At 63.4% G+C, this 12662-nt stretch carries 12 protein-coding genes; 7 read left to right on the top strand and 5 right to left on the bottom strand.

Annotated elements, in window-relative coordinates; all coding sequences use genetic code 11:
• Positions 1-45 precede the first annotated feature (45 nt).
• The 7 genes from rnpA to M3B11_RS03625 all read left to right on the top strand — a co-directional run bounded on the left by rnpA (position 46) and on the right by M3B11_RS03625 (position 5476).
• A complete protein-coding gene (rnpA, locus tag M3B11_RS03655) occupies positions 46-435 on the top strand; it encodes a ribonuclease P protein component (RefSeq protein WP_311197712.1) in 390 nt (129 codons plus the stop codon).
• Positions 432-815 carry a membrane protein insertion efficiency factor YidD gene (gene yidD / locus M3B11_RS03650; protein WP_259875415.1) on the top strand — a complete coding sequence of 128 codons (384 nt, stop codon included), beginning with the start codon at positions 432-434 and terminating at the stop codon, positions 813-815. Before rnpA ends, yidD begins: the two co-directional genes overlap by 4 nt.
• 82 nt (positions 816-897) lie before the next feature.
• Positions 898-1854, top strand: a complete 957-nt coding sequence (gene yidC / locus M3B11_RS03645; protein WP_259875414.1) for a membrane protein insertase YidC — start codon at positions 898-900, stop codon at positions 1852-1854.
• 9 nt (positions 1855-1863) lie between these two features.
• Complete coding sequence (locus M3B11_RS03640) at positions 1864-2457, top strand: R3H domain-containing nucleic acid-binding protein (RefSeq protein ID WP_259875413.1); 594 nt, start codon at positions 1864-1866, stop codon at positions 2455-2457.
• 12 nt (positions 2458-2469) lie between these two features.
• Positions 2470-3138 (top strand): 16S rRNA (guanine(527)-N(7))-methyltransferase RsmG, encoded by a 669-nt coding sequence (gene rsmG, locus M3B11_RS03635; RefSeq protein WP_259875412.1) that lies wholly within the window; start codon positions 2470-2472, stop codon positions 3136-3138.
• Positions 3139-3390: 252 nt separating this feature from the next.
• Positions 3391-4290: a ParA family protein gene (locus tag M3B11_RS03630; protein WP_259875411.1), complete on the top strand. Its 900-nt coding sequence runs from the start codon at positions 3391-3393 to the stop codon at positions 4288-4290.
• Positions 4283-5476, top strand: coding sequence for a ParB/RepB/Spo0J family partition protein (locus M3B11_RS03625; protein ID WP_259875410.1), 1194 nt, complete (start codon positions 4283-4285; stop codon positions 5474-5476). Before M3B11_RS03630 ends, M3B11_RS03625 begins: the two co-directional genes overlap by 8 nt.
• 260 nt (positions 5477-5736) lie before the next feature.
• On the opposite strand, the gene M3B11_RS03620 is transcribed toward M3B11_RS03625, so the two are convergent.
• From M3B11_RS03620 to murJ, 5 genes are all read right to left on the bottom strand, one after another.
• Positions 5737-6885 carry an N-acetylmuramoyl-L-alanine amidase gene (locus tag M3B11_RS03620; RefSeq protein WP_259875409.1) on the bottom strand — a complete coding sequence of 383 codons (1149 nt, stop codon included), beginning with the start codon at positions 6883-6885 and terminating at the stop codon, positions 5737-5739.
• A 115-nt stretch (positions 6886-7000) separates the two neighbouring features.
• Positions 7001-7324 (bottom strand): thioredoxin, encoded by a 324-nt coding sequence (gene trxA / locus M3B11_RS03615; protein WP_259875408.1) that lies wholly within the window; start codon positions 7322-7324, stop codon positions 7001-7003.
• Between the two features lie 90 nt (positions 7325-7414).
• A complete protein-coding gene (gene trxB, locus M3B11_RS03610; protein WP_259875407.1) occupies positions 7415-8341 on the bottom strand; it encodes a thioredoxin-disulfide reductase in 927 nt (308 codons plus the stop codon).
• Between the two features lie 125 nt (positions 8342-8466).
• Positions 8467-10806 (bottom strand): virulence factor MviN, encoded by a 2340-nt coding sequence (locus M3B11_RS03605; RefSeq protein ID WP_259875406.1) that lies wholly within the window; start codon positions 10804-10806, stop codon positions 8467-8469.
• Between the two features lie 66 nt (positions 10807-10872).
• Complete coding sequence (gene murJ, locus M3B11_RS03600; RefSeq protein ID WP_259875405.1) at positions 10873-12651, bottom strand: murein biosynthesis integral membrane protein MurJ; 1779 nt, start codon at positions 12649-12651, stop codon at positions 10873-10875.
• Positions 12652-12662 lie beyond the last annotated feature (11 nt).

Genomic DNA, 12662 nt, shown 5'->3' with positions numbered 1-12662 from the left:
CGACGACCCGTTCGCACCCACACTCCTGCGCACGCGCAGATTCGGGTGCGGAGATCTGAGGATCCGGTGCTCCCTGCGGTGAACCGTATGCGACTGCCCGATGAGTTTCGGTCGGTCTTCCGTGCGGGCACCAAAGCCGGATCCCGCCAGCTGGTCGTCTACTGCCTGCGGAATTCCGACGACGCCCACGCTCCACGCGTGGGTTTCGTCGTTTCCAAGGCAGTGGGCAACGCTGTGGTTCGCAATCGAGTCAAGCGCCGGCTCCGGGAGCTGATGCGCCCGCGTCTCCACCACCTCGATGAGGGAACACTGCTCGTCCTCCGAGCCCTGCCGGCTGCGGCCGAAGCGGACTTCGCCGCGCTTGAGCGCGCCTTGACCAAGGGGATGGACAGACTCGGACTGACGAAACGGACAGACGAGGCGCAGTCGCGATGAAGCACTCAGCTGAGCACACCCGCTCCTCTCTGCCGCCAGCACCTGAGGGAACCGGGGCGCGGATCCTGTACTTCCTGCGCATCGCCCCGCGGATGCCGTTCGTATGGTTCATGCGGCTGTACCGGCTGATGATCTCGCCGCTGTACGGACAGGTGTGCCGCTACTACCCCAGCTGCTCGAAGTACGCACTCGACGCCTTCGAGGTCGAGGGAGCCGTACGGGGAACGGTCATGACGGTCTGGCGCGTGCTGCGCTGCAACCCCTTCTCCCCCGGCGGAATCGACTACGTCGCCGGCTCTGTTCTGGAGCAGCAGTCGGAGCTGCTGAACAAGGGAGCAGCCGCCGGACGGCAGCGGCACCGCAGCCGATCAGGCGATTGAGGGTCGGCGCCACAATAGTGGCACAATATACGAGATACAGAACCAGCAGACCGTGCATCGGCCGCGGTCGAGGAGAGAATGAATGAACTGGATTGACAGTGTTCTATGGCCACTGAAGTGGGTCATAGCCTGGATTCTGACAATCTTCCACCAGATCTTCGAGATGCTCGGCATGCCCTCGGACAGTGGGTGGACCTGGGTGCTGTCGATTGCGTGCATGACGATGGTCGTTCGCGCGGTCCTCATTCCTCTCTTCGTCTATCAGATCAAGTCCCAGCGCAAGATGCAGCTGCTGCAGCCGGATGTGCAGCGCCTGCAGGCGAAGTACAAGGGCAAGAAGGACCAGTTCTCCCGCCAGGCCATGGCTGAAGAGCAGATGGCCTTGTTCAAGAAGCACGGCACCAACCCGTGGGCTTCCTGCCTGCCGTTGCTGGCACAACTGCCGATCTTCTTCTCGCTGTACCGCGTCATCTTCAACATGCCGATGGTCGCCCGAGGCGAAACCGACCCGATCGGCGGACTGACTCAGTCACTGGCTCAGGAGGCCGAGCGCGCGACCATCTTCGGTGTGCAGCTGTCCGAGACGTTCCTCACCGGTGACATCTCAGTCAAGATCCTCACCGCGATCCTCATCATCATCATGGGCGCGACCCAGTTCATCACGCAGAAGCAGATGATGAGCAAGAACATGTCGGAAGCTGCCATGAACAACCCGTTCATGCAACAGCAGAAGATGCTGCTCTACATCATGCCCGTGGTCTTCGCCGTCGGCGGTGTGTACTTCCCGCTCGGCGTGCTCATCTACTGGCTCGTGTCGAACACCTGGACGATGGTTCAGCAGTTCATCGTCATCCGCAACATGCCGGCTCCCGGCTCGCGCGCCGAAAAGGAGCTCATGGAGCGCCGCGCCCGTAAGGGCAAATCCCCGTTACCGGGCTCGAAGCCGATCAGCGAGGAACCCGAGAACCCCCAGCCTGCTGGAGGCCAGCGCAAGCAGCCGGTCGGCAAGGCACGCCAGAAGAAGAAGAGGAAGAGGTAGAGCCGACGCATGTCTGAAGACTCGATGGTCAACACCGCCGACCAACGCAGCACCACGGATGCCGATCAGCCCGTTGCTACCGACAACGCCGTCGACAGTGCCGACGGACAGGTCGAAGAGACCAAGCCGACCCGTGCGGAGCTGCTTGAAGAAGAAGGCGAGATCGCAGCCGACTACCTTGAGGAGCTGCTCGATATCGCCGATATCGATGGTGACATCGACATCGATGTCGCCGACAGCCGCGCAGAGGTCGCCATCGTCTGCGAAGACGCTGACAGCAACCTGTCGACGCTGGTCGGCACGCAGGGCCGTACGCTCTCAGCACTGCAGGAACTCACCCGACTCGCTGTGCAGACGGCGACCGGTCAGCGTTCATGGCTGATGCTCGACATCGACGGCTACCGCGACCAACGCAAGGAAGACGTTCGGGAGATCGCGCGGAAGGGCATTGAGAAGGTCAAGGAGTCCGGTGACTCCTTCGAATGCCAGCCGATGAATTCCTTCGAGCGCAAGGTCGTGCACGACGAAGTCGCCAAGGCCGGGCTGTACTCCGAGTCCGCCGGCGAAGGCGATCGCCGCCGTGTCGTCATCCAGTCAGCCTGAGCAGCCGCGCTGATGGACAGCACCCACTCCCCCACTGGCAACCCGAGGGAACGTGCGGGCATCGAGTCCGAACCCGAGGCGGCGGCCGAGATCTTCGGTGCGCGCATCGATCTCGCACGTCGCTTCGCCGACCACCTGGCGACCACCGGAGTCGAGTGGGGCCTGCTCGGGCCCAGAGAGCTGCCTCGGCTGTGGAGCCGGCATATCCTCAACTGTGCGGTGATGGCCGAGCTCCTCGACGACACCGACGTCGTGGGTGATATCGGCTCTGGCGCCGGGCTGCCGGGCATTGCTCTGGCTATTGCCCGACCGAAGACCCGCGTTGTGCTCGTTGAGGCGATGGAGCGGCGTGTCGAGTGGCTGCAGATGGTTGCTGCTGACCTGCAGCTTGAGAGCGTCAGGATCGTGCGTGCTCGCGTCGAGGAGCTCGTCGACGAGGAGATCTTCACCGTCGCGACGGCACGAGCCGTGAAGTCGCTGCCGGTTCTCATCGAATGGTGTACACCGGTGCTAGGCCCGGACGGCCGACTGCTTGCGATCAAGGGTCAGTCCTACGAGACCGAGATCAAGAAGGCAGCCAAGCACATCAAGCGCTATCGCCTCTCACCGCCGAAGGTGCATACCCTTGGCGCTGAGTCCCTCGAGGTCCCAACCACGGTACTTGAGCTGCGGCGCCGCTGACAGTCTGCAGTTCTATTAGTATTCGATTAACTCCGTCGAGGCCTGCAGACAGCTTGCAACGGGGGGCTCCGCTGCGTTTCACGTGAAACATCGGCGGGAGAGTGACGCGCGCGCACTCGTGACAAATCACCGGCGATACTCCTCTCTCACACGGGGACTTGAGTGGTTCGCGTCGGCTGATGTCCCCTCTGTTGGGTAGACTAAGAGACGGTTTGCGAGCCAGTCGGCTCTTGTTGATGAACGGAGTTCAGTATGCCCATCATGGATGAGTCGACTCCGTTGGGTGCTCAGATTGCGCGGGACCATCGCCGTGCCGAGCGCCTCGCGGCGACGACATTTCCAGCACCCGATTCGACACGGATCTTCACCGTCGCCAATCAGAAAGGCGGGGTGGGCAAGACCACCACTGCGGTGAATATCGCCGCCGCACTCGCTGCCCAGGGCCTGAAGGTTCTGGTGATCGATATCGACCCCCAGGGCAATGCGAGCACCGCGTTGGGCATCGAGCACTCTACAGAGGTCAACAGCATCTATGATGTCCTGATTGAGGACCTCCCGGTGTCCGAAGCCGTAGCCCAGTGCCCTGATATCGAGACCCTCACCTGTGTCCCCGCCACAATCGACCTCGCAGGAGCTGAGATCGAGCTCGTCTCGCTGGTCGCACGTGAGCAGCGTCTTGCTCGTGCTCTGCGCGCCTATTTAAAGGAACGCGAGGATGCAGGCGAACGGGTCGACTACGTGATCATCGACTGTCCCCCGTCACTGGGCTTGCTGACCGTCAACGCTTTTGTAGCAGCAAACGAAGTGCTTATTCCAATTCAGTGCGAATACTACGCACTCGAAGGCTTGAGCCAGCTGCTGAAGAATATCCAGCTGATTCAGAAGCACCTGAACCCAGCTCTGGAGGTTTCGACCATTCTCCTGACGATGTTCGACGGCCGCACGAACCTCAGCCGGCAGGTTGCTGACGATGTACGGGCTCACTTTCCCAACCAAGTCCTCGAGGTGACGATCCCCCGATCGGTCCGCATCTCCGAGGCTCCGAGTTACGGTCAAACTGTCATCACATACGAACCATCATCATCCGGCGCGCTTTCGTATCGCGAAGCAGCTGAGGAAATCGCACATCGAGGAGCAGCAGATCATGGCTGAGCGCAAACGTGGATTGGGCCGGGGACTTGGAGCTCTCATTCCCGACGTCGTAACAGAGGACCGCCCGGTAGACGTCTTCTTCGGTCAGCAGGCTGAAGCAGATTCCGACGTTTCACGTGAAACACCCCGTTCAAAGGATCCGGCGGAGGGTATGCGGAAGGCGCGTGCTGCGAAGCGCACGAACACGAAGCCCACGAAAAAGACGTCCTCCTCCCCTGCTGCGAAGAAATCCGGCGCTGTTGGCGAGAAGAAGGCTGAGGAATCCGGATCGAATACGGCTCCACGGAGCAGGGCCCGTAGTGCATCGCAGAAGTCTGTACCGGAGTCAACAACTTCCGTTCATCACGATGTTTCACGTGAAACAGACCTACAGGAGGTTCCTGGCACGGCATTTGGTCTGATCCCTCTGGAGCAGATCAGTCCGAACCCGCGGCAGCCGCGTCAGGTTTTCGATGAGGATGCGCTCGACGAGTTGGTGCACTCGATCCGTGAAGTCGGTGTTCTTCAGCCCGTGGTCGTGCGTCTTGTCGACGAGAAGAAGCCCGCGTATGAGCTCATCATGGGCGAGCGGCGATTCCGGGCGTCTGAGCTGGCCGGTGTCAGCACGATCCCGGCGATCATCAGAGCGGTTGAAGACACCGACCTGCTGCGTGACGCCTTGCTTGAGAATCTCCACCGATCGGATCTGAATCCACTTGAAGAGGCTGCAGCCTATGAGCAGCTGTTGAACGACTTTCAGTGTACGCAGGAAGAACTCTCCGAACGGATCGGGCGTTCCCGCCCTCAGATCTCGAATACACTCCGGTTGCTCAGGCTCCCGCCGCTTGTGCAGCGCCGTGTGGCTGCTGGTGTGATTTCACAGGGCCATGCCCGCGCGATCCTCGGTGTTGAGGATCCTGCGAACATGGAAGTTCTCGCTCAGCGCATTGTGGCTGAAGGTCTGTCGGTCCGGGCAACAGAGGAAGCTGTCGTACTGCTGAACCGAGGGGAGAAGCCTCGTGTTTCACGTGAAACACAACAGCTTACCCCTGAGCTGGCGCAAATCGCGGACCGTGTGGGGGATAAGCTTGATACTCGCGTGAGTATCGTCATGGGAAAGCGCAAGGGCAAGATCAGCGTGGAGTTTGCGAACCAGGATGATCTCAAGCGGATCCTTACTGCGCTTGGAATCGAAGACGAGTCGTAACTTCCGTATGTTTGCTACCGTCAAAGGCCCCGGCGTGTGCCGGTGCCTTTCGGTTTCACGTGAAACACGTGTTGACGTGCCGCAATCGGGCGGGTCAAGGGATCGTTGCCTGCACGACCTGATCCAGGCTGACAGCTGAGCAGACTGTGACTCACTGATAAGACTCGGATTGACTGTGCGCGGCTTTATCGATGGGTGGGGACGCGCAGCGAATTGGAGGGAGGCCCGCAAAGACGGTTACGCGCCCGTCGGCTGATGTTTCACGTGAAACGGGATGGATTGGTGATCGACTGAATATTCAGTGCACCGGTCTCGGGATCGGACTCACGCGCCAGATAGAGTCGTTGGAGGGCCGCGGCAATACCGTCGGCAATCCGATCGCGGATGAGGTCATCAGCGAGCATCTCGCGGTCACGATCATGGCTCACGTAACCCGCAACGACGTGCACTTTCGGGCTGCGCACGGCGGCAAGACTCTGCCACGTACGGGCGTGCGTGCGGCAGTTGAGGAAGTCGGTTCGGGCGTTGACCTCTTTCTGCACGAGCTCGGCCAACCGCTTGCCGACGGGGGAGTAGACCTCGTCGTCATCGGCGCGGCCGAAGTAGAAGGTTGCTACTCCATTAGCGGAATCCGAAAGAGACGAGTCCTGCGTGATCGTGACGACAGCCGAGGCTTCGAGTTCGTCTGCAAGTGTCTGATGTGCATCGGGGGAGCTGACGAGAACAGTTGCGGCACCAAGGGCACTGAGACGACCGTCGAGGCGACGAGCGATGTCAACCGAGTATTCTTCCTCCAATCGCCGCTGTTCAGCGGTGTAGGGCGTCGCCTTGAAGTCGCGAGCAGACGTGGCAGCTTCGATGACGATAACGCGTCCGACAAGGGACGGTCCCGAGGAAGTGACGCGAGCGTGTTCCCGCAGCGCATAGAGGTTGCCGGTGCTGTGATTTCGGCTGATCGAGTCAAGCCCGGAAATGGTATTCGGGCCCACCACACCATCAGTTCGCAGACCGAGTCCGCTCTGGATCTCTCGCACAGCCTCATCGGTCTCCGCAGCGAACACGCTGTCGATCCGGTCTGTGTAGACGCCCAGCTTGGACAAGCGCTTCTGCAGTGTCCCAACGTCGTCTCCGACCAGTGGTCGGACTGGGTCGAAGCGTAGTACTCGATCGCCGAGACGGTAGCGGGCCAGTTCGATCTGCTCGAATGTCTCAGGGCCCAGGACACCGTCGGTGGTGATCCCGCGGCTCTGCTGGAACGCGAGAATAGCCAATTCGAGCTGATGATCGAATTCAGGAGATGACACATCGCCGACCTTGATTCCCAGGCGGTCCAGCTGTGCCTTGGTCGCCAGCAGGACGTTGCTGGAGTCGCCCCGTGTGAGGGTGGGGTAGGCAGATTGTGAGGTCATATCGTCTCGCTGGGCTCGGTGCGTCGGGATTGTCGGAGTTTGTGGTGATGTGCCTAACGGCCACTGGCGCCTGTCGATACTACAACAGGCGCCAGTGTGTTAGCTGATAGGTGAATCAGCCGAGGAATTCCTCGAGCTGTTGGATCAGCATCGGCTTCGGCTGGGCACCGATGATCGTTTTTGCAACCTGGCCGTCCTTGAAGACGTACAGGGCCGGGATCGAGGTGATGCCGTAGGTCGAGGCCGTCTGCATGTTCTCGTCGGTGTTGACCTTGACGACCTTGAGCTTTTCGGCGTTCTCCTCACCGATTTCGTCGACGATGGGGGAGACCATGCGGCACGGCCCGCACCACGGGGCCCAGAAGTCGACGAGAACGGGCTTATCTGCCTGGAGGACCTCGGCTTCAAAATTTGCGTCGGTGACATCTGCTGCAGTCATTGCTGCTCCTAACTTGATTGGCCGGCTGGTCGGTCGGCCGGGGTTGAACGACTGATCTGATTGGACTGTCGAGGTCGTCGGGTGACGACGTCAGCGGTTGGACAGGTAGTGCTCGGCATCGATGGCAGCCGCGCAGCCGGAGCCGGCTGCGGTGATCGCCTGACGGTAGACCGGGTCGATGAGGTCACCGGCAGCGAAGACTCCTTCGACATTCGTCAGCGAAGCGCGTCCATCGACCTTGAGGTAGCCATCGGGGCGCAGTTCGAGCTGATCGGCGAAGAGCTCGGTTCGCGGATCCGATCCGATAGCGACGAACAAACCGGTGACATCGAGCAGAGACTCCTCACCGGTGACGATGTTGCGCACCGTGACGCCGGTCAGAGCGTCATCGCCGTGGATCTGTGAAACTTCCGAATCGAGGACGAACTCGATCTTCGGATCGGCTTTCGCACGGTCCTGCATAGCCTGTGAAGCGCGCAACTCCTGGCGGCGGTGGATGACCGAGACCTTGGAAGCGAACTTCGTCAGGAAGGTCGCCTCCTCCATAGCCGAGTCTCCGCCGCCGACGACGGCGATGTGCTTGTCCTTGAAGAAGAAGCCGTCACAGGTGGCGCACCAGCTGACACCGTGGCCGGAGAGCTTGTCCTCGTTGGGCAGCCCGAGCTTTCGGTAGGCTGAGCCGGTGGCGAGGATGACGGCCTCGGCGGTGTAGCTCTCACCGAGCGCGGTGGTGATCATGTGCGCACCCGGCTGCAGGACGAGTTCCTGCACATCGTCGTAGATGACGGTTGCGCCGAAGCGCTCTGCCTGCTGGCGCATGTTCTCCATGAGCTCAGGGCCCTGGATCCCGGCAGGAAATCCGGGGAAGTTCTCAACATCCGTCGTATTCATCAACTCGCCGCCAGCGGTGACGGAACCGGCGATGACGATCGGTTCCAGGCTGGCTCGAGCTGCATACACCGCAGCGGTGTAGCCTGCTGGACCCGATCCGACGATGACGAGTCGCTGAGCTGTCATAAAGCCTCCTTGTAGGCATGTCTCCGCTAGAGCGAACACTGGGGTACGGCGGGTTTATTCCACCCTATGTCCCCGTGCACTCACTGGGCAGTCCGTGCGGGCACCCAGCCGGAGGAGGCGCGGGCTCAGGTCAGTCCGACGTGGGTGACGTAGGCGCGATATCCGCCATCGGCTGAGCCGAGCTCGGTGAACCAGATGATGACGACAGATCCCTCGGCGCCGTCATCGAGGTCGACGGTGGTCTTTCCGTCCTCCGTCGTTCCCTTGCCGACGACCGTGGCATCCTCCGGGTCGTCGGAATCGCCGATCCGGACCTCGAAGTCGCTTCCCTCTCGATCGGAGGTCAGCTCGACCTGGGAGACGCCGGCTGACTCTTCGAGTTCGAGGGCCAGACCGACACCCGATTTGAGGTTGCCGAACTTCGAAGAGTTGTACCGGTCGGTTCGCCACGCCGAATCATCGTCATCCAGGACGTTCGATGCCGCGTCATCGTTCTCTGTGTCATCGCCTTCAGGATCGAGGGCGGATACATCGGCGACCACCGGTGTCGGGCCCTGTGGCTCCTCCGTCGGAGGCTGCTCTTCAGTCGGCTCGGTTTCAGCAGTCGGCTCCTCTGCGGTGGGCTCATCATCGCCCTGCGTGCCGACGATGACCCCAACGACGAGCGCGGCGACGACCAGCAGCGCCAGGACACCGATGAGAATCGGGACCAGGGGCCGAGACGGCTTGTCAGCAGGTGCATCGTCCCCAGCGGGCGGCAGGGGACGCGCCCCACCGCCGCCTGCAGCCGGCTTTGTGCCGGCGCCGTTCTGCGGCGTGCGCGGGCTGTCTGCAGCCGGCGCAGGAGTGGCGGGCCGGCGGCTGGCTTCGCGTTCGGTCGTACTGGATTGTGCGGTGTCTGCGGCGAGATCGGCACCCAGCCCTGCGGTCGGTGCTGCTGCGGACTTCCGGCGGGACTGCTCCTGAGCGCGCGCCCGCTCCTCAGCCTCCTGCTGCAGGCGGCGCTCGCGCTCGTATTCGGCGCGCTGCCGTTCGAGCTCTTCCTCGCGGGTGGTGAACATGCCGCCGAGGAACCATGAACCGTCGTCTTCGTCCTCATCGGCCTCAGCGTCGTCAACGGCTTCCTGGTCGGTGCTGATGACCTGAGTATCGTCGGCGCTGAGCTCATCGTCGCTGGCGAACATGCGCGAAGGATCAGCGATGCGCTGGGTTTCGTTCGCATCGGCCTCGGCATCGGCGTACTGCTCATAGGAGGCGAATGTGTCCTCGGGCTGCCACTCGTCGGTTTCGGCGGAGGCGAGCTCCTCGGAGGAGATCGGGAAGACGGCCGCCTGCCGCATCTGCATCCGGTCGTCATAGGGTGTCTCGCTGTCGGCGAGCCGGCCGGCAGCCAGGCCCGAGGCGCCGGGCCGGGTGAGGCCGATGCGGGCGAGGGCAGCGCGCAACTGGGCGGGGGTCGCCCGCTTCTCGGGCGCTGGGGCACCTGCCGCTGCAGGCGGCGTGACCGGCCGCGGCGGGGTGAGAGCTGCCGTCTGCGAAACGGAGGCCGGGTCGGTCTTGGTCGTCGGCCGGGCTGAAGAGGCGCCGGTGGCCGCCTCGGTGCCGGAGAACTCCTCGTCCTCGGTGCGGCGCAGCTCATCGCCGCCCGGGCGCGGTCTGCCCGGCGAGAGCTGGCGCAGCTGGTGGACGTCCCATTCGTCGAGGAACCGGACGACCTCGCTGGCCGAGCGGGGCCCGGGCTCGATCTTCATGACGACGCCGGAGACGAACTCCTCTAGACCGCTGGGCACTCCGTCGACGAGCTCGGAGACGCGCACAAAGCGGTTGTTGCGCCGCTGGGCCACCGGCAGCCCGGCGCGCGGCTCATCGCCGGGCCAGTGACCGGTGAGGGCGGCATAGAAGATGTTCATGAGCGCGAGTGCGTCCTCGCGCTTCTTCGCTGTTGTCGGCATCGCCTCGAGATCGAGGCCGTAGGCGGCGTGAGCGACAGCGGCGTCGATGGCAACACCGGTGACGGTGGCGTCGAGATTGTCCTTCAGCCCCACGCATTCGGGACCGAGGCAGAGGTGGTAGAGCCCACGGGCGCTGGCGTGGGCCAGCGCGGTGGCGAGCTCGCCGACGAAGGCGCGTGCCGCCTCGGGAGCCAGCGGCCCAGTGCGCAGAATGGCCGGCAGGGGAGTGGCGACGGAGCGTTCGAAGACGACGAAGTCGATGCCGTCGGCGCGTCCGACGTCGAGGACTGTGGGGATCCGCGGATCGGTCAGCAACGCCGAGCGGCGGGCGGCATCGAGCAGGTCACCGGAGGTCTCCGATGGCGCGACATAGAGGGTGACGGCCATGTCGAGGATGGCGTCGAGAGCGATGCAGACCGTGCCGCTGTCGGGGTGGTCGGCGAACCAGGGGCGGACGATGTCGGAGACCACGTAGCGCTCGGCGACAACTGTTCCGCGTTCGATGCCGATCACCAGACCCCCTTGTGAATGCGCCGCACGGATGAGCTGTGCAGGGCGAATAGTCCTTCGCTGCTCAGTCTAGCGCTTCAACTTCCGCCGGACAGTCTCGGCAAGGCTGCGCAGCTCGCTCACACGCAGCATCCAGCACACGACCAGATAGACCGCAAGCATGACCGGCCCGACCCACGCGATGGTGATGAATGCGGTGGTCCGGGTATCCCAGGCATCGGTGCCGAGCGCGCGGACGATGAACACGCCGACGATGCCGGCGAGTGCGCCGGCGATGATGAACTTCAGGTGGGCCAGCAGGATCCGCCTGCTCCCGAGGTGGTGCAGGCGGCGGCGCAGCAGCCAGGCGCTGATGAGGCAGGCGAGACCGTATCCCAAGCTCATCGACAGGCCGATGCCGGCGACGATGTAGTGCTTGGGCAGCAGCAGCCCGGAGGCGATGACCCCAGCGGAGGTGAGGGCGACCTGCGGGACCTGCACCCAGAACGGGGTGCGGGCGTCCTCATAGGCATAGAACACCCGCTGCAGCAGATAGTTGGCCGAGAACGGCACGAGTCCGAGGATCATCGCTGCGATCACGACGCTGAGCGAGACGGCCTGCTCGACCGAGCCTCGGGCGAGCACCATCGCCGTCTGCGCGCCGAGTGTCATGAAGGCGACAGTGGCGAAGACGTTGACGAAGCCGACGAGCCGGACGCCGAGGCCTAAGGAGGCGCGCACCGCCTCGGTGTCGCGATCGGCAGCCGAGGTGCTCATCGAGGTGAACAGCGCTGTCGCCAGCGACACAGCGATGAGCGAATGGGGGAGCATGAAGATGAGGTAGCTGTACGTGTAGGCGGCATTCGACGGGCTCGGGCCGCCGTCGGCGCTCGCCGAGGCCAGCGAGGCGACCTGGGAGATGACGATGAACCCGAGCTGGCCGATGAGCACCGCACCGAAGGTCCAGGAGGCGACCTTGCCGGCGGTGCCCAGGCCCACACCGCGGAAGCCGAAGGTCGGGGTGAACCGGAAGCCGATGCGGCGCAGCGGCCAGATGAGTACGAGCGCCTGGCAGACGACCCCGAGTGTGGCAGAGCCGGCGAGCACGGCGATCTTGGTGACGTCCCACGTGGCGATGGCGTGCTCACCATACTCGCCGGTGCCGAAGAGCGCGATGAAGATGCCCAGCCCGGCGATGGAGACGAAGTTGTTGATGACCGGCGCCCACATGTAGGGCCCGAACGAGGAATGAGCGTTGAGCACCTGCCCGAGCATCGTGTACAGGCCGTAGAAGAAGATCTGCGGCAGGCACCAGAACGCGAACGCGACCGCCAGGGCGGTCTGCTCGCTGCTCCAGGTCGACGAGGAGTACACGCGCACGAGCAGGGGAGCGGCGGCCGTGGCGAGCACGGTGACGCCGAACAGGATGAGGATCGCCAGAGTCAGCAGCCGGTTGGTGAAGTCCCTCCCGCCGTCGGGCCGCCGGGTGGCGCGCACGATCTGGGGGACGAGGACCGCATTGAGGATGCCGCCGGCGAGCAGCATGTACAGGTTGTTCGGCACCTTGTTCGCCACGTCGAAGGCGTCAGCGACCCCGCCGTAGGTGACGCCGATCGCCAAGGCGAGCATGCCGGCTTTGACGAATCCGAGCACCCGCGACACGAGAGTGCCGGCGGTCATGAGCGCTGAGGACTTCGCCAGCGAGCTCAGCTTCGCACCCCCGCCCGGCGCCTCGGCGGTGGCTTCGGCTTCCGGGTGCCCGGCCGTCTCCGGAGTCACAGCGCCGGCTGCGGTGCTGCTGGCACCGTCGGACGCGTGCGCGTCAGCGGCGCGGTCCGGTGCGGTCTCGGAGGGGTCGGTGGAGGACAATGCGGCTCCTT

This window comes from Brevibacterium sp. p3-SID960 (assembly GCF_025144725.1).
Lineage (GTDB): Bacteria > Actinomycetota > Actinomycetes > Actinomycetales > Brevibacteriaceae > Brevibacterium.
The sequence above is the reverse complement of the archived record's forward strand: the minus strand, read 5'-3'. Positions and strand labels throughout refer to the sequence as shown.

Excerpts from the sequence above, each read along its gene's own strand:
- yidD (WP_259875415.1), top strand. The coding sequence starts at position 432 with ATGAAGCACTCAGCTGAGCACACCCGCTCCTCTCTGCCGCCAGCACCT.
- trxB (WP_259875407.1), bottom strand. The coding sequence starts at position 8,341 with ATGACAGCTCAGCGACTCGTCATCGTCGGATCGGGTCCAGCAGGCTAC.
- yidC (WP_259875414.1), top strand. The coding sequence starts at position 898 with ATGAACTGGATTGACAGTGTTCTATGGCCACTGAAGTGGGTCATAGCC.
- M3B11_RS03620 (WP_259875409.1), bottom strand. The coding sequence starts at position 6,885 with ATGACCTCACAATCTGCCTACCCCACCCTCACACGGGGCGACTCCAGC.
- M3B11_RS03630 (WP_259875411.1), top strand. The coding sequence starts at position 3,391 with ATGCCCATCATGGATGAGTCGACTCCGTTGGGTGCTCAGATTGCGCGG.
- M3B11_RS03640 (WP_259875413.1), top strand. The coding sequence starts at position 1,864 with ATGTCTGAAGACTCGATGGTCAACACCGCCGACCAACGCAGCACCACG.
- M3B11_RS03625 (WP_259875410.1), top strand. The coding sequence starts at position 4,283 with ATGGCTGAGCGCAAACGTGGATTGGGCCGGGGACTTGGAGCTCTCATT.
- trxA (WP_259875408.1), bottom strand. The coding sequence starts at position 7,324 with ATGACTGCAGCAGATGTCACCGACGCAAATTTTGAAGCCGAGGTCCTC.
- rsmG (WP_259875412.1), top strand. The coding sequence starts at position 2,470 with ATGGACAGCACCCACTCCCCCACTGGCAACCCGAGGGAACGTGCGGGC.